The sequence below is a fragment of the Massilia sp. GCM10023247 genome (assembly GCF_042653325.1).
GTDB lineage: Bacteria > Pseudomonadota > Gammaproteobacteria > Burkholderiales > Burkholderiaceae_D > Telluria.
Genome location: NZ_JBHSIB010000009.1, coordinates 236595 through 253117 on the forward strand (window position 1 = coordinate 236595; position 16523 = coordinate 253117).

Annotated in this window: 15 protein-coding genes; 5 read left to right on the plus strand and 10 right to left on the minus strand. The window is 67.8% G+C overall.

What is annotated here, in order from left to right; all coding sequences use genetic code 11:
• Nucleotides 1-4: 4 nt before the first annotated feature.
• The 8 genes from mnhG to ACFPAH_RS08955 form a co-directional block, all read right to left on the minus strand.
• Nucleotides 5-409 (minus strand): monovalent cation/H(+) antiporter subunit G, encoded by a 405-nt coding sequence (gene mnhG, locus ACFPAH_RS08920; RefSeq protein WP_379743842.1) that lies wholly within the window; start codon nt 407-409, stop codon nt 5-7.
• Nucleotides 406-684 (minus strand): K+/H+ antiporter subunit F, encoded by a 279-nt coding sequence (locus ACFPAH_RS08925; protein ID WP_379743844.1) that lies wholly within the window; start codon nt 682-684, stop codon nt 406-408. The genes mnhG and ACFPAH_RS08925 overlap by 4 nt, the downstream gene beginning before the upstream one ends.
• The gene (locus ACFPAH_RS08930) at nt 668-1198 is read right to left on the minus strand and encodes a Na+/H+ antiporter subunit E (RefSeq protein WP_379743846.1); all 531 of its coding nucleotides are present in this window, start codon (nt 1196-1198) and stop codon (nt 668-670) included. The genes ACFPAH_RS08925 and ACFPAH_RS08930 overlap by 17 nt, the downstream gene beginning before the upstream one ends.
• A complete protein-coding gene (locus ACFPAH_RS08935; RefSeq protein WP_417568499.1) occupies nt 1195-2826 on the minus strand; it encodes a monovalent cation/H+ antiporter subunit D in 1632 nt (543 codons plus the stop codon). The genes ACFPAH_RS08930 and ACFPAH_RS08935 overlap by 4 nt, the downstream gene beginning before the upstream one ends.
• A complete protein-coding gene (locus ACFPAH_RS08940) occupies nt 2823-3167 on the minus strand; it encodes a Na+/H+ antiporter subunit C (RefSeq protein ID WP_379743848.1) in 345 nt (114 codons plus the stop codon). Before ACFPAH_RS08940 ends, ACFPAH_RS08935 begins: the two co-directional genes overlap by 4 nt.
• Nucleotides 3167-6067: a monovalent cation/H+ antiporter subunit A gene (locus ACFPAH_RS08945; protein WP_379743850.1), complete on the minus strand. Its 2901-nt coding sequence runs from the start codon at nt 6065-6067 to the stop codon at nt 3167-3169. Before ACFPAH_RS08945 ends, ACFPAH_RS08940 begins: the two co-directional genes overlap by 1 nt.
• Before the next feature lie 430 nt (nt 6068-6497).
• Nucleotides 6498-7046 carry a glutathione peroxidase gene (locus ACFPAH_RS08950; RefSeq protein ID WP_379743852.1) on the minus strand — a complete coding sequence of 183 codons (549 nt, stop codon included), beginning with the start codon at nt 7044-7046 and terminating at the stop codon, nt 6498-6500.
• A gap of 98 nt (nt 7047-7144) precedes the next feature.
• Nucleotides 7145-8179 carry a lysozyme inhibitor LprI family protein gene (locus tag ACFPAH_RS08955; protein ID WP_379743854.1) on the minus strand — a complete coding sequence of 345 codons (1035 nt, stop codon included), beginning with the start codon at nt 8177-8179 and terminating at the stop codon, nt 7145-7147.
• Between the two features lie 437 nt (nt 8180-8616).
• Between ACFPAH_RS08955 and ACFPAH_RS08960 the strand changes: the two genes are divergently transcribed.
• Complete coding sequence (locus ACFPAH_RS08960; protein ID WP_379743856.1) at nt 8617-9792, plus strand: MFS transporter; 1176 nt, start codon at nt 8617-8619, stop codon at nt 9790-9792.
• A gap of 38 nt (nt 9793-9830) precedes the next feature.
• Here ACFPAH_RS08960 and ACFPAH_RS08965 read toward each other — a convergent pair whose 3' ends face one another.
• Nucleotides 9831-10658, minus strand: coding sequence for an AraC family transcriptional regulator (locus ACFPAH_RS08965; RefSeq protein WP_379743858.1), 828 nt, complete (start codon nt 10656-10658; stop codon nt 9831-9833).
• An 81-nt stretch (nt 10659-10739) separates the two neighbouring features.
• Nucleotides 10740-12524, minus strand: a complete 1785-nt coding sequence (locus ACFPAH_RS08970; protein WP_379743860.1) for a glycoside hydrolase family 2 protein — start codon at nt 12522-12524, stop codon at nt 10740-10742.
• Between the two features lie 144 nt (nt 12525-12668).
• Here ACFPAH_RS08970 and ACFPAH_RS08975 point away from each other — a divergent pair, with 144 nt between their 5' ends.
• From ACFPAH_RS08975 to ACFPAH_RS08990, 4 genes are all read left to right on the plus strand, one after another.
• A complete protein-coding gene (locus ACFPAH_RS08975) occupies nt 12669-13307 on the plus strand; it encodes a DUF4254 domain-containing protein (RefSeq protein ID WP_379743862.1) in 639 nt (212 codons plus the stop codon).
• Complete coding sequence (locus tag ACFPAH_RS08980; protein ID WP_379743864.1) at nt 13304-14149, plus strand: glycosyltransferase family 2 protein; 846 nt, start codon at nt 13304-13306, stop codon at nt 14147-14149. The genes ACFPAH_RS08975 and ACFPAH_RS08980 overlap by 4 nt, the downstream gene beginning before the upstream one ends.
• Nucleotides 14146-15423 (plus strand): glycosyltransferase family 9 protein, encoded by a 1278-nt coding sequence (locus tag ACFPAH_RS08985; RefSeq protein WP_379743866.1) that lies wholly within the window; start codon nt 14146-14148, stop codon nt 15421-15423. The genes ACFPAH_RS08980 and ACFPAH_RS08985 overlap by 4 nt, the downstream gene beginning before the upstream one ends.
• A 244-nt stretch (nt 15424-15667) precedes the next feature.
• Complete coding sequence (locus tag ACFPAH_RS08990) at nt 15668-16144, plus strand: hypothetical protein (protein ID WP_379743868.1); 477 nt, start codon at nt 15668-15670, stop codon at nt 16142-16144.
• Nucleotides 16145-16523 lie beyond the last annotated feature (379 nt).

A 16523-nucleotide genomic window follows, 5' to 3' on the forward strand; every position in this document is an offset into this window, starting at 1 on the left:
GGCGTCAGCGCTTGCCGGGCGCCGGGCTGCGCTCGTTTTCTCCCTCGACGATCGTGTACACGTCGCCTGCGGTGACGCCGGCACCGCGCTTGCGCGCGCGCAGGTCGCGGTAGACGGCCGCGCGCATGATCAGCATCGACACTACGGGCGCCGTCATCAGCAGGAAGACGGAAATGATCACCTCGTGGACCACCGCGCGCGCCTGGATCACCGTGAAATACACCATCGAAGCGATCAGGATGCAGCCGGCGCCGAGCGTGATCGTGATGGCAGGGCCATGCATGCGCTGGTAGAAGCTGGGCAGGCGCAGCAGGCCCAGCGTGCCGATCAGGACGATGCTGGCGCCCAGGACCAGCAGCAGTGCGATGGGAATCGCGGCCCAGGCGGGCAGGTCGGGGATGCCGGTCATTCGATGATCTCCCCGCGCATCAGGAATTTCGCCATCGCCACTGTCGAAACAAAACCGACCAGCGCGATCAGGATGGCCACCTCGAAATACACCTGCGTGCCGAAGCGGATGCCCAGCACCAGCGCCAGCACCATGCCGGTCATCCACAAGGTGTCCAGGGCGAGCACGCGGTCGTGCGCGGAGGGGCCGAGCACCAGGCGCAGCGCGCACAGCAGCATCGCCACCAGCACGCACACGAGGGCATAGGCTATCGAGAGTTCAAGCAAGGTCGCCACGGGTGCGCTCCGTTTCAAAGATGTCGATCAGGGGTTGTTCGTAACGGGTCTTGATGGTGTTGATCCACCACTGCGCGTCGTGCAGGTCGAACACGTGCAGCGACAGTTCGTAGCGTTCGGGCAGGATCTCGACCCAGACCGTGCCCGGCGTCATGTTGATCAGGCAGGACAGCATGGCCAGTCCATAGGGATCGCGGATGCTCAGGGGGATCCGGATGAACTGCGAATTGACCTTCTTGTAATCGGCAAACAGGATGATGTGGCTGACGTTGAAGCAGGAGCGCACGATCTCGACCGACGCCATGCCCAGCAGGCGCAGCAGGGTGAGGGGCGCGCGCATGCGCGGGTAGCCGAGCGGCTGCAGGTGCCGCACCAGTAGCGGGATGGCGATGCCGAGCGCGGCGCCGAGCAGGATGCTGGCGGCATCGAAGGCCTGGTTCAGCAGCAGCCACAGCACGCACAGCACCAGCGCCATGACCGGGTGGGGAAGCCAGCGCATGATCGTCCGCTTCATGGGGCCTCCTGGCGGCTGGCAGGGCCGGGCACGGGCGCTTCGGTCAGCACCCGGCGCACGTAGTTGGCCGGGTTGTGCAGGTCGGCGCTGGCGCGGCCGAGATAATCGAACAGCGGGCGCGCCTGGATCGTCATGCCTACCGACAGCAGCAGCAGGGCGCTGATCGGCGCCACTTCCGACAGCTGCAGGCGCGGCGGCGCCATGATTTCCGCGGCCCAGAAGGTGCGTACGCCAAAGCGCATCATGGAAATGACGGCGATCAGTCCCGACACGATGATCAGCGCCATCAGGGTCCAGCCGGTCGCGCCGATGCTGCCGCTCCCGGCTTCCGGATTGAGCAGCGCATGGAACATGCCGAACTTGGCGACGAAACCCGACAGCGGCGGCAGGCCGGCGATCATCAGGGCGCAGGCAGCGAATGCGAGCGACAGGAAGGCCATCGCCGCCGGCACGCCCTTGCCGCGCGGCTCTTCCGGGGTGTCTTCGACGGCCCAGGCTTCCATCGTCAGCGCCAGCATCGCCGAACCCGGCGTGCGGATGCGGTCGATCAGCTCGATCAGGAGCAGGAAGGCGGCCACCGCCAGCGTCGAGCCGATCAGGTAGTACAGGCCGGCCGTCACCAGCGAAGGCTGGCCGTAGCCGATCACCGCCAGCAGCGTACCCGAGGACACCACCGCGCTGTAGCCGGCCATCCGTCCGGCGCTGTCCGAGGACAGCATGCCGGCCGCGCCGAACACGATGGTGGCCATGCCGCCCCAGACCAGGGCGTCGTAGCCGAAGCCGGTGGCCGCTCCGGCCTGGTCCCCGAACAGCAGCAGCCACAGGCGCAGGATGACGTAGGCGCCGACCTTGGTCATCAGCACCAGCATGGCCGCCACCGGCGGCGAGGCGGCGGCATAGGTCGTCGGCAGCCAGAAGCCGAGCGGCCACATCGCGCCCTTGGTGAGGAAGGCCAGCGCCAGCACCGCCGCGCCGACTTTCAGCAGGGCGATCTCGTTGGGACCCATGGCGCCGATGCGCACGGCCATGTCGGCCATGTTCAGGGTGCCGGTGGTGGCGTACATCAGGGCCGTGCCGAGCAGGAACAGCAGCGAGGCCGCCAGGTTGACCGCGATGTATTGCATGCTCGCGCGCAGGCGCTCGGCGTTGTAGCCGTGCAGCAGCAGGCCATACGAGGCCGCCAGCATCACTTCGAAGAAGACGAACAGGTTGAACAGGTCGTGCGTCAGGAAGGCACCGTTGATGCCCATCAGCAGGAACTGGAACAGCGAGTGGAAATGCACGCCGATCCGGCTCCAGCGCTGCATCGCGTAGTGCAGCGCCGCCAGTGCCAGCACGGCGGTCAGCAGCAGCATCAGCGCGGCCAGCCGGTCGGCGACGAGCGCGATGCCGAAGGGCGCGGCCCAGTTGGCCGCGAGATAGACGCCGATGCCGCCCGGCCAGGCGCCGCCGTCGGCCTGCGCCATCAGCAGGCAGGCGACGACCAGCTGGGCCAGCACCGAGGCGTAACCGACTGCGAACTTGGCGCCGTGCCGGCCCTGGGTCAGCGGCACCAGCACGGCGCCGCACAGCAGCGGCAGCAGGACCGGCAGGATGATGAGGTGTTGCGGGAGGAACGCCGGCATCATACTTCCGGCTCCTCGCCGTCGACGTGGTCGGTACCGGTGACGCCGCGCGTGCCGATCATCACCACTAGGTACAGCGCCGTGGTGGCAAAGCCGATCACGATCGCGGTCAGGACCAGCGCCTGGGGCAGCGGATCGGCCAGCACGGACGGGACGATCCGGGTGCCGGCGGGCGTGAACGGCGGCTTGTCGAGCCAGACCCGTCCCATGACGAAGATGAACAGGTTGACCGCATACGACATCAGCATCAGGCCGGTGAGCACCTGGAAGCTGCGCGGGCGCAGCAGCAGCCAGATGCCGGCGCCGAACACGATGCCGATGGCGAGCGAAAGAACGGCTTCCATCAGGCAATCTCCTTGGCCGGGGGAATGGTGGCGCGGGTCGCCCCGGGCGGGGCGCGGTGGCTGCGCAGGGACTGGTGCGCCAGGGCGACCAGGATCAGCATGGTGGTGCCGACCACGACCAGGAACACGCCGAGGTCGAACACGAAGGCGCTCGGCACGTGGATCTCGCCCAGCACCGGCAGGTCCAGGTGCGCCGTGTGGCTGGTGAGGAAGGGGTAACCGAACAGCCAGGCGCCGAGGCCGGTTCCGCAGGCCGTCACCAGGCCCCAGGCGATCCAGCGGTGCGGGCGCAGGCGCAGGCGCGATTCGATCCATTCGGTGCCGCCGACCATGTACTGGACGATGAGCGCCGTGGCGAAGATCAGGCCGGCGACGAAGCCGCCGCCCGGCAGGTTGTGGCCGCGCATGAAGAAGTAGACCGCGATGATGCCCATGAAGGGCAACAGGAAGCGCAGGTAGACGGCCGGGATCTGCAGGTAGCCGCTGCTGGCCTGCTGCGCCGGCGTCTGGGTCGCCGCCGGGTCGACGTCGCTGGCCTGCTGCACCGGAATCGCGATGCTCTCGGGGGCCGGGCGGAAACGCCGCAGCAGTGCGTAGACGGTCAGCGCGACCGCCACCAGCACCGTGATTTCGCCCATCGTGTCGAAGCCGCGGAAGTCGACCAGCAGCACATTGACGACGTTGGCACCGCCGCCTTCGCTCAGCGCACGCTCGAGATAGAAGTCGCTGATGGTGGGCGGCGCCTCGCTCGACAGCAGCGCATAGGTGGCGGCCGCCAATCCGAGGCCGCCGCCGACCGCGACCGCGGCGTCGCGCCCGCGCCGCAGCCAGGAGCTGGCCGGCACCCGTGCCGCCAGGCCGGCCGGCGCGAAGCGCGGCGGCAGCCAGCGCAGGCCGAGCAGGATCAGCACCGTGGTCACCGTCTCGACCATCAGCTGGGTCAGCGCCAGGTCGGGCGCCGACATCCACAGGAAGGTCAGGCTGGTGACGGCCCCGGTGCCGCCGACCAGGATCAGGGCCACCAGGCGGTGGTATTTCGCCTGGTAGGCCGCCCCCAGCGCGCACACCGCGCCGATCACCCACAGCAGGGCAAACAGCGGATCGAGGGCGGACAGGCTCAGCGGCGGCAGCGCGGGCAGGGGCCGCACCACCAGCAGCGGCACCGCCACCATCATCACCATCAGCAGCAGCAATTGCAGTTGCAGGCGCCGGGTGCCGCTCCAGCGCAGCAGCCAGGCGGCCGCCTGCGACAGCGCCAGCAGGCTGCTCTCGTAGGCCTGGGCGCCGTTCAGCCGGTACAGCACCGGCACCCGTTCGCGTTCGGCCAGGCCCGCATAGCGGCGCAGCAGCAGGTAGAACAGCACGCCGCCGGCCAGCGCCGCCACGCTCATCATGAGCGGCAGGTTGACGCCGTGCCAGATGGCGAGACTGTATTCCGGCAGGGGGGCGCCGATCACCGATTGCGCCGCCACCGCCAGCACGTCGCCGACCACGAGATTGGGCATGATGCCGACCGCGATGCACAGCAGCACCAGGCATTCGACCGGGAAGCGCATCCAGCGCGGCGGCTCGTGCGGCTCCTGCGGCAAGTCGGTGGCCAGCGGGCCGAAGAACACGCTGATGAAGCGCAGCGAATACGCCACGCTGAACACGCCCATCGCCACGGCCGCGTACGACATGCCCCAATGCTCGCTGCCGCCGACCTGCATCGTCTCGGCGAAGAACATTTCCTTCGACAGGAAGCCGTTGAGGAAGGGCACCCCGGCCATGGCGGCGCTGGCGACGATCGCCAGCGCCGCCGTCTGCGGCATGGCGCGCCGCAGCCCGCTCAGCTGGATCATGTCGCGGGTGCCGGTTTCATGGTCGATGATGCCGACCGCCATGAACAGCGAGGCCTTGAACACCGCGTGGTTCATCGTGTGGAACACCGCCGCCACCACCGACAGCGGCGAGCCGATCGAGAGCAGGACGACGATCAGGCCCAGGTGGCTGATGGTGGAATAGGCCAGCAGGCCCTTCATGTCGTTCTGGAAAATCGCGAAGAAGGAACCGATCAGCAGCGTGCACACGCCCGCGGCGCCGAGGATCCAGCTCCATTCGGGGGTGCCCGACAGGACCGGCCACAGGCGGATCAGCAGGAAGATGCCGGCCTTGACCATCGTTGCCGAGTGCAGGTAGGCCGAGACCGGGGTCGGCGCCGCCATCGCATGCGGCAGCCAGAAGTGAAAGGGGAATTGCGCGCTCTTGGTCAGGGCGCCGAGCGCAACGAGCACCAGCGCCGGGAGATACCAGTCGTGGGCGCGGATCCGGTCGCCGGCGGCCAGCACCGTGTCGAGCTCGTAGCTGCCGGCGATGTGGCCGAGGATCAGGACACCGGCCAGCAGGCACAGTCCGCCGAACGTGGTGACGGTAAAGGCCATGCGGGCGCCGCGGCGGGCGTCGTTGCGGTGCTGCCAGTAACCGATCAGCAGGAAAGAGGTGACGCTGGTCAGTTCCCAGAAGATGACGAGCTGGATCAGGTTGCCGGACAGGACCACGCCCAGCATCGAGCCCATGAAGGCGAGCATGTAGGCGAAAAAGCGCGCTACCGGGTCGCGCTTGGACATGTAGTAGCGTGCGTACACCAGCACCAGCAGGCCGATGCCCAGCACCATCAGGGTAAACACCCAGGCCAGGCCATCCATGCGCAGCATGAGGTCGAGGCCGAATTCGGGCAGCCATTCGTAGCGCTCGCGCAGGATCTCGCCGTCTCCGACACTGCCGAAGGCGTAGATCGCCAGTCCCAGCGCCGCCAGCGTGACGGTGCCGGCGACGGCGGCCGGGCGGTTGCGCGAACCTTTCGGCAGGCAGGCGGAAATGAGCGCGCCGAGGAAGGGGAGAAGAACGACCAGTGACAGCATCGGCGTCACCCGGTCCGGCGCGCGCGACGCGGTGCGTGTGGCGGCAGGTCAGGAGGTTTCATCAGGCCCTCCCGAGCGGATCAGGAAGGTGGCGCAGGCAAGACCGGCCTGCGATGGGGACGCGCGGCGGCGCGACCGTGCCGGCGGGCGATCGCAATCGATGCTCAGGTCGGTGGCCGGCAACCATCGTTGTTGCCCTACCGTATTCATGCCTTGGTTCACGTACGCCTCCCTCGCGGACAGTCTCGAACCCGCGCTAATGTACCGTTTTTATGGTGATGACGGCAACGCATTAGCCGAGCCAGCCGGTCCAGCCGATGCCCGACAAGGCGTGCGTGCACTCGGGAACCGGCCCAGGGGGCTATTCTAACGGGAAACAAAAGGCACCAAGGATTTTGCGCACCTGCCCGGGTGCGCAAAATCCGGCCGCTCAGCCCAGCGCGGCCTCGATGGCTGCGACCAGCGCGGGGTCGTCCGGCTTGACGTCGGGGGCGAAGCGGGCGATGACCTGGCCGTCGCGCCCGACGAGGAATTTCTCGAAATTCCACATCACGTCCGACGGGTTTTTCGGGCTCAGGCCGTGCTGGGCCAGCTTGTCGGCGAAGGTGCTGCCGTCAAGCTGGCGCGCCTGCGGCTGGGCGGCGACGAGCTCGCGGTAGAGCGGGTGGCGCGCCTCGCGGTTGACCTCGAGCTTCTCGAACATCGGGAAGCGCACGCCATAGTTACGCTGGCAAAAGTCCGCGATCTCGGCCTCGGTGCCCGGCTCCTGGGCGCCAAAATCGTTGCAGGGAAAGCCCAGCACGACCAGGCCGCGTTCTTCGTATTTCTCGAACAGCTTCTCGAGGCCGGCGTATTGCGGCGTCAGGCCGCATTGCGATGCGACGTTGACGATCAGCATGACTTTGCCGCGGTAATCGCCGAGCGTGGCTTCCTGGCCCTCGAGGCGGCGCAGCGGAATGTCGAACAAGTTGGCGCTCATGTGCTCTGTCCTTTGATTGCGGAATCGCTATCCTACCGCGTGCCGCAAAAGCGTGCCGGCCAGGCTGGTTCAACAGGGTACCCCGCGCCGCGCGTGCATCAGCGGCCGGCGGCCGCGTTGTCGAGTTCGCTCAGCTGCTTGAGCCTGCGCGCAGTCAGCAGCGCGCGCCAGCCGGACCCCGGCACCTGCGGGTGGCGGATCGAACCGAACAGTTCCATCGCGTCGCGGTAGGCCAGCCAGGCACGCTGGGTCTTCTCGACGCCGCTCTTGCGGATCGTACCCAGGTAGGACGAACTGGCGGGCCGGGTCAGCATGAAGCGCCGGTAGGTCTCGTTCATTTTTTCTTCCAGGGCGGCGAACTCGGCCTCGGAGAAGCGCGGCGCCTTGCCCGCTTCCGCATCGAGGATGTCGGCGCTGAAGGTGTCGAGTTCGAGCGCTTGCGCGTCGAGCTGCAGCGAGCGCGCGGCGCCGCTGCCGGTGTCGGTTTCGTAGTCGACGCGGTGCTGGGCAAAATACTGCACGGCCTTGGTCGCCATCTCCAGCCCGAGCTGCTCCTTGGCGCTCCAGCCGCGCGCGATGGTGGCGAGCTGGGCTGCGCGCGACTTGTCGCGCTGGCGTTCGCGCACGGCCGCGCACTGGCCGCGCTTGTCGGCGCTGGCGACGTCGTCGCAGACGTCGAGCGCGGCGCGGTCCTCGCCGCTGGCGCGCCGCCGCAGGTGCTGCACCCGCGCCTTCATTTCGTCGACCGGGCTCTGGATGCTGCAGGCGTACTTCAGGGCCAGGTCGAAGTTCGGCGTCATGCCGGCGCCATTCGCATACAGCATCATCAGGACCCCGTGGGCCTGGGTGCGCACCGCGCAGGCGCGCACCTTGTCCCAGTCCGCCTTGCCGGCCTCGGGCAGGTTGAGGGTGTCGTAGTACAGCGCGCCGGCGTCGCAGGCTTCTCCCTTGCCGGCGGCGGCCGTCTGGTGCTCGCGCGGCAGCGTGTGACGCGCGACGCGCAGGCATTGGCGGTACCAGTCGCTACCGCGCAGTACCTCCGGCGGGGCGCCGTACACATTCGGGTAGGGCGCTGCCTGGGCGGCGCCGGCCAGCAGGGTCGCCACGAGAAACGGCCAGTACGCACGGGACATCGCATTCTCCTCAAAAGTTTCCTGTTGGAAGCTTTAACGCTACCGCGAGCCGGACTCGTCGGTGGTGAGGTGGCGCAACCGGCGCGGCGGCGGACCCGGTCGAGCGACTTTTTGATTGCGCGTCCGGAGCCCGTTCTCTCAAGGGTTTTTACATTCCGTAACGGCTTTTTGAGCAGAAATAAATTGATTGCATGCAATACGTTTAACAGCCCGTGCATCGCTGCTAACTACTTGATTTTTCGACTGTGATCGCCATGCAACGCGCGTAAATTTTTTCCGTACGGCAAACCAAAAATGGGATGTGGGTGCGTAAAATTGCCCCCCATCAGCTTCTTGACGCCAACCGTTTGCAGGTTGGCGTTTGTTTTTTCCACCCCTGTTAGCAGTCAGTCACGAACAACCTGGCGCCAGGCATTTACTCAACGATTCAACGATCCATGCAAACCTCTGTTGCCGCTGTCCCCGCCCCGATTTCTTCGTCGCGCCGCTCGGTTCTCGTTCAAGTCCAGGACTATGCCCTGCCGGTGCTGTTTGCACTGTTCGGCCTGGTGATGGGCTCCTGGGCCGGCCGCATTCCCGCCCTCGCCGAGCGTCTGCACGTGTCGCACTCGGCCCTGTCGATGGTGCTGCTGTGTGGCGGCGTCGGCGCCTTGCTGTCGTTCCCCGTATCGTCGTTCCTGATGAGTAAGTTCGGCGCCCGTAAATCGCTGCTGATCTCGGGCCTGGCCCTGCTGGCCGTGCTGGTGTCGATCGGCCTGGCGCCCTCGGTGTCGCGCCTGATGATGGCGGTGCTGCTGCTCGGCATCACCGCCAGTACCTATGACGTCGCGATGAACTCGATTGCCGCCAAGCGCGAAAAAGAGTCCGGCAAGTCGGAAATGTCGATGCTGCATGGCTTGTGCTGTGCCGGCGGCCTGGTCGGCGCCACCCTGGGCAGCATCATGGCCGGCCTCAAAATTGCTCCGGCAACCCACTTCATCATGCTGGCCGGTCCGCTGGCGCTGCTGCTGTGGGGTGCCTGCCAGATGCTCGACGCCGGCGACACCGCCGAGACCGTCGAAAAGAAGAAGTTCGCACTGCCGCGCGGCCCGATGGCGCTGCTGGGCCTGCTGGGCTTCCTGGGCGCAATGTCGGAAGGCAGCATCGCCGACTGGAGCGGCGTGTTCCTCAAGGAACACTTCAACGTCACCGCCGGCATGGCGCCGCTCGGCCTGACCTGCTTCTCGGCGATGATGCTGGTCTCGCGCCTGGTCGGCGACCGGCTCAAGACCCGCTACGGCGCCCAGCGCCTGCTCACCAGCGGCGCGCTGCTGGCCGCCGCCGGCCTGTTCTTCGCGGTGCTGTCGCCGAACGCGTACTTCGCACTGGGTGGCTTCGCCGTCGCCGGCATCGGCATGGCGCTGCTGTTCCCGTTCGTGTTCAGCGCCGCCGGCGCCCACGGCCCGGTGGCGCTGGCCGGTGTCGCCAGCATGGCCTACAGCGGCACCCTGATGGGGCCTCCGGTGATCGGCGCCATCGCCCACCATGTCGGCATGCAGGTAGCCATCGGATATGTCGGCGGCCTGTCGCTGGTCATCGCCCTGGTTGCCAGCCGTACCCGCCTGCTGAAATAAGCCGTTTCAGGTTTTTTTGAAGTCATCGTCGCGCCGGCTCATGCCGGCGCGACGTCTTTCAGCCACTGCCGTGGCGACACCCCCACCAGCCCCGTAAACGCCCGCGTAAAGGCGGGCGCGCTCGTATAGCCGGCCTGGCCGCTGACCACCTTGACCGGCATCCCCTTGCGCAGCAGGTCCTGCGCCAGGCCGATGCGCCAGCGCGTCAGGTATTCTCCCGGCGGCATTCCCACCACGTTGCGGAAGTGCTCGGTAAAGCGGGCGCGCGACATGCAGGCCTCGCGCGCCAGCGTCTCGAGTTGCCAGGGCTCGTGCGGGCGCTCGTGGATGGCTGCCAGCGCCGGCGCCAGCTGGCGGTCCGCCAGGCCCGCCAGCAAGCCGACCGACAGGCTGCCGTGCTCGAATTGGTGGCGCAGCACCTGGATCATCAGCACGTCGCACAGGCGGTCGAGGATCACCTCGCGCCCCTGGTTGGCGCACGAGGCTTCGGCGAACAGCAGCTCGATCGTGTGTTCGAGCGCGCGCACGCTGGAGAAGGGCAGGTGCAGGCATGCGGGCAGCGCGCGCGCCAGCGGATTGGCGCCGCCGTCCTCGAAACAGATGTGGGCGCACAGCAGCTTGGCGCTGGCGCCGTCGGGTACCTCCAGCGCATGGGCGCTGCCGTGCGGGTAGAACACCATGGCCGGCGTGTCCACCCGCAAGGGCGGCAGGCCCTCCTGGCGGAAGATCACGGGGCCGGAGCGCACCAGGTGCAACTGGCCCGCCTCGGTGTCCTGGGCAAATGCATTGGCATCGCAAAAGACCCCGTTGAAGAACACCCGGGCCCGAAACGAGTAACGGCCGACCAGCGATGAGATCTTGTCCATAAGCTCCTTGTCGGATATGCAGCCTATTCTGGACGATCTGCAATCTTTTGAGAAGCATTACCGCTGGACTTTCAGTGTCTCCTAAGTCTCGGGCCAGAGCCTGCGGTGCAGGGCGGCGATCTGTTCCGGCGGCAGGCGCGGCACGCGGTCGATCGTCAGGATGCCGTTCTGCTCGTGCTCGACGTCGGTCAGCTGGGTGTAGCACAGCCCGGCGAGGAAGGGCAGCGAGGCCAGGCCCTCCATCAGGGTGCGATAGCGCAGCGCCAGTTCGTCCTCGTCGCGCACGTTGCCGTAGGAATCGTACAGGCGGTCGCGCCGCCGTTCCGGGCCGCTGGGCGCCAGCAGGTAGCCGCCGACCTCGGAAAACACGATCGGCTGGCCGCGGTACTGGGCGCCCGGCAGGAACAGGGCCTTGGCCTTGTGCCAGCCGGTCTCCGGCGGCAGGCCGGTCAGGCGCGTGCTGGCATAGCGTTCGAGCAGCGCCTCGACCGGGTGCGAGTAATCGTGGATCGTGCAGACGTCGGTGACGTCGGTATGCTGCCAGCCGTCGTTGTCGATCACCGGCCGCGTGGCGTCCACCAGGCGCGTGCGCGACACCATCCGTTCCAGGAAATCGTGCTGGTGCGGATGGCGCATGAGCTCCGGGAAACCGAAGCTTTCGACCACGGGTACCCAGGCGATGATGGACGGGTGGTTGGCGTCGCGCATGACGGCGCGCAGCCATTCGATTTCGAGCCGCTCTTCGGACTCCTCCGACCACGAGCGCGCGTTCGGCATTTCCTCCCACACCATCAGGCCGAGCCGGTCGCACCAGTAGAGCCAGCGCTCGTGCTCGATCTTCTGGTGCTTGCGCACGCCGTTGAAGCCGAAGCGCTTGGCCCAGGCCACGTCTTCGCGCAGGGCCTCGTCCGAAGGGGCCGCGAGCAGGGTGTCGGGCCAGTAGCCCTGGTCGAGCGCCATCAGCAGGAAAATGCGCTTGCCGTTCAGGTGGAACCAGCCGTCCTTCAGTTCGATCGAGCGCAGGCCGACATAGGACTCGACCGTGTCGACCAGCTGGCCGCGGTGCAGCAGGCGCACGCGCAGCCCGTACAGGTGCGGCGCGTTCGGCGACCAGGGCTTGGGGTCGGGAATGGCCGTGCGCAGTTCGAGGGTGGCGCCGCGGCTGGCGGTGCGGGTAGTGGCGCAGACCCGCGGCGATTCGAGGTCATCGAGCACGTCGAGCTCGGCCTCCCATTCGCTGAACGGGCCGTGCAGGTGCACCGAGACGGCCAGCGCGCCGCCCGGATCGGCCTCCAGCACGCGCAGGTAGTCGATGCGCAGCGGCGCCACCGGCTCGAGCCAGACGTTTTGCCAGATGCCGCTGGTGCAGTAATAGTAGATCCGCACCGGCGTGCCCGAGGCCGACTGCTTGCCGCGCGGCTGGTAGGGATCCTGGCGGTCCTCGACGCGCACCGTGACCCGGTTCTGGCCGGGCCGCAGGTAGGGCGCGATGTCGAACGAAAACGGCACGTGGCCGCCCCGGTTGCGGCCCGCCACGCGGCCGTTGATCCAGACGTCGGCACGGTAGTCGACCGCGCCGAAATGCAGCAGCAGGGCACCGCTGCCCCAGTCCTCGGGCAGCTCGAAACTTCGGCTGTACCACATGACTTCGTGGATCTCCTTGCTGCCGATGCCGGACGTCGTGGATTGGTAGGGGAAGGGCACCAGGATCCGCTGCGGCAGTTCGCGGCCATCGAACCAGCGCCCGGCCAGGCCGAGGTTGGCATCGTCGAAAGCGAACTCCCACCAGCCATCGAGGCTGGCCCACTGCTGGCGCACCATCTGCGGACGCGGATAGGGTGCGCTCGGGGTGTCGAGACTGCGCATGATAGGGGTAGAACAGGGGTGGGGAAGGTGACTGGTTTTGTTTTGCGTTCGAATAAAGTGTACACCCGAATCGCATAGAACTTTCAAGCCCCCGCAGGTCTCCAAACATGAGTTCACAACGCAGTTTTTCAGGCGGAGGCGGCCATGGCGCAAGGACTCGATGCAGGCTCGATCACCCTCTATCACGACGCTGTTTTGCAGGTGGCGGAACACGCTTCCGATGCCCCCGGCGCCGGTGGCGACGCCTGGCGCGCGGTCGCGGCGAACCACCGATTTAATTGTTTGCTGTGGCGCGAAGAAGACAAAGCGCGCCGCCAGGACGTTCCCGCCGCCGACATCGCCGACGGCAAGCGCCGCATCGACGCCTACAACCAGCAGCGCAACGATGCCGTCGAGGCGATCGACGAAGCGATTCTCGGCGCGCTGGCGTCGGCAGGCGTCACGCCGGGGCCCGACGCCCGGCTGTCGAGCGAGACCGCCGGCGCCATGATCGACCGCCTCTCGATCCTCGCCCTCAAAATCCACCACATGCGCGAACAAACCTTGCGCCTCGATGCGGGCGCGGCGCACGTCGACGCCTGCGCGGCACGGCTGGGGCGGCTCGTCACCCAGCGCGCCGACCTGTGCGGCTGCCTCGACCGCCTGCTGTTCGAAACCCGCGACGGACGCGCCTACTTCAAGATCTACCGGCAGTACAAGATGTACAACGACCCGGCGCTCAATCCCTGGCTGTACGGCGCCGCGCGCGCGCCGAACGCACCGGGACCGGGGCGGCCGGCATGACCGCCGTCGTCGATGTCCTGATCCCCAGCTGCGAACGGCCGGCGGCGCTGGCGGTGACGCTCACCGCCCTGGGCGCGTCGAGCGGGCCGTCGCTGCGCATCGTGCTGTCCGACCAGTCCGAGCGCGCCGCGGCCGTCGAGCAGCCCGAGGTCGCGGCCGTGCTGCGCTACCTGCGCGCGCGCGGCATCGCCGTCGACACCCACCGCCACCTGCCGCGGCGCGGCATGGCGGAGCAGCGCGCCTTCCTGCTGGCGCAGGCCAGCGCGCCCTTCTGCCTCTACCTCGACGACGACGTCATCGTCGAGCCCGACTTGCTGGCCCGCCTGCACGCCGCCATCGTCGCGCAAGGCTGCGGTTTCGTCGGCAGCGCCGTGCACGGGCTGAGCTACCTCGGCCAGGTGCGGCCGGGGCAGGAACACATCGAATACTGGGAGGGGCGGGTCGAGCCCGAAACCGTCAGGCCGGGCCTGCCGGCCTGGGCGCGCCACCGGCTGCACAGCGCCGCCAACCTGTTCCACGTGCAGTCGCGCCGCGCGCCCGGCGCCGGCACCCGCCTGTACCGGGTTGCCTGGGTCGGCGGCTGCGTGCTGTTCGACAGCGTCAAACTGCGCGCCTGCGGCGGCTTCGATTTCTGGCCGGCGCTGCCGCCCGGGCATTGCGGGGAGGACGTGCTGGCGCAACTGCGCGTCATGGAGCGCTACGGCGGCTGCGGCATCCTGCCCTCGGGCGCCTATCACATGGAGCTGCCGACGACCGTCACCGCGCGCGAGGTCGATGCGCCCTACGTTTTGCTGGGCGCGGCGTCCGCTGCCCAACGCCAGGCCGACGCGGCGGCGCAATGAGCAGGGAGCATGCTGCCGGCAAGCTGGCGGGGGTGCGCAGGATCGGCGTACTGCGGCCAAATGCCGTGGGCGACTTCGTGTTCGCCCTGCCGGCGCTGCATGCGCTCAAGCGAGCCTATCCGGATGCCGAACTGGTCCTGCTCGGGCTGCCGTGGCACGCCGCCTTCCTCGCGGGCCGGCCGGGGCCGGTGGACCGGGTCGTCGTCGTCCCGCCCATGCCCGGCATCGGCCTGCCGCCGGATGCGCCTGACGACGGCACGGCGCTGCGCTTCAGCCGCGCCATGCAGGCGCAGCGCTTCGACATCGCCTGCCAGATGTATGGCGGCGGCAGGTTTTCGAATCCCCTGGCCGCCTCGTTCGGCGCACGCCTGAGCATTGGTACGCGTGCCGCTGGGGCGCCGGCCCTGGATCGATGGGTGCGCCATGCGGAGCCGGGCAACCGCCGCCTGGCCCTGCTCGAAGTGGTGGCGCTGGCCGGCGCCGTGGAGGCGAGGCTGGAGCAGGAGCTGGCCGTCACGCAGGCCGACCGCGACGAGGCGGCCCGCGTCGTGGCGCATGCCGCGCCACAGCCGCTGCGGCCGGCCGGCTCGGCAGAGGATCCGCTCGCCTGGACAGGCGTGCGGGCGCGGGCAGGCGACGAGGACGCGCTGCGGGATGCAGCGCTTGCCGGGGCCCGCACCGCTGCAATCATTTCGTCTGCATGCGGCGCGCCGGCAAGCCAGGAAACGCCTGCACGCCCGGCGCCACCCCTGGTGCTGCTGCAGCCAGGCTCGACTGACCTGCGTCGCTGCTGGCCAGCCGCATCGTTCGCGGCCGTCGGCGACGCCTTGGCGCGCATGGGGGCGCAGGTTGCGGTGAACGGCACCGCAGCCGAGGCGCCGCTGGTGCGCCGCGTGATCGAATCGATGGCAGCGCCTGCCATCGACCTGTCCGGCAAGCTGGGCCTGGGCGGGCTGTGCGGCCTGATCGAGCGGGCGGCATGCGTGGTGTCGAACGATACCGGCCCCCTGCACCTGGCGCTGGCGATCGGCACGCCCGCCGTCGGCATCTTCTGGCTGACGAACCTGATCGACGGCACGCCCTTGCGCCAGGGGCTGCTGCGCGCCGCGCTGTCGCTGCGCCAGGACTGCCCGACCTGCGGCGCTGTCAACCTGAGCAGCCGCTGCCCTCATGAGGCCAGCTTCGTGGCCGATGTGCCGGTCGATCAGGTGATTGCGCTGGCCGCGGACATCCTGCATGAAACCGGGGCTGCTGCCTTGCGCTGGAAGGTGTGAACGCCGCGCGCTATCGCGCTCGCGTGGGTCGCAGGCCATTCCTCAGCCTGTCGAGCGAGCCTTTGACGGAAGCATCGTCGGGCGGGCGCAGTGCGGTCCGGCCGAGGTCCAGGGTGAAGCAGTCAATGTTCGATTCCAGTTCGACGAGCAGTGGAGGCGTCCTGTCATGGGCCATCGAAAAAGGAGATGCCGCGGTTGTCAAAAATTGTATACTGGAAATACCCTCACCAGCGCTTCGACAACCATGAAACGTGTTCTGACTGCCGCCATGATTCTCCTGCTGTCGGCCTGCTCCAGCCCGGAATTGAAAACGGATGAAATGCAGCGCATTGCAGCCTCCATACCGAGCGAAGAGGGGAAGGTTCTGTATGCGACGGTGGCAATCTGGTTGCCGGGTTCCAGTGACTATCGTTTCAAGGCCACCGAGCCCAAGGTTCCGGGTGTGGCTGTCGTGACCGAAAAGGCTTTTTTGTTCCAGCAATGGGGCGGCGTGCGAGGAATGACGAACCTCAAACGTATACCGGTGTCCGAGATTGAAAACGCCCATTTGCTCCCCTTGGGACGAAGCCTGCGGATCGCACTCTACCAACGCGGCGGCTCCGTTGACTCGTTCGCTTCATCGGACGGCGGCGGCGAACTCAGCATGCAACCTGGCACGCGTGAAATACATCGTGTCCTGACCGGGTTGGGTGCCCCATCCTTCCCTGTCTCGCCGCCCTGAGAACCTGTCCCAGTAGGGAATGAGTCGCTGTCGGCGCGCCTGACAAGCGGGGGCGGCCTTGCTCGTCGCGCAGTTGGCAGGCCCGTGGCTTGCCATGCGGCGTCCTCGCGCCTTGCCTGCGTTTGCCGTGCATCGCCTACGCGCATGTCGCCTACGCGCATGTCGCCTACGCGCATGTCGCGCCAGCTTCCTCCTCCCTACTGGGACAGGTTCCAGGAGCGCTCGAAACACGTCCATGCGGCCGGGGCACGCGTGCCATTCACACCCGCGCAACGCCATCGACGCCGCCGCCTCGTCCGTCAGGCTATCTCAGGCGCTGTCCGCTTCTGGACGAATGTCCCCGGCATCTTCAATACGATCGCGTCCGGCCGGCGCTGAC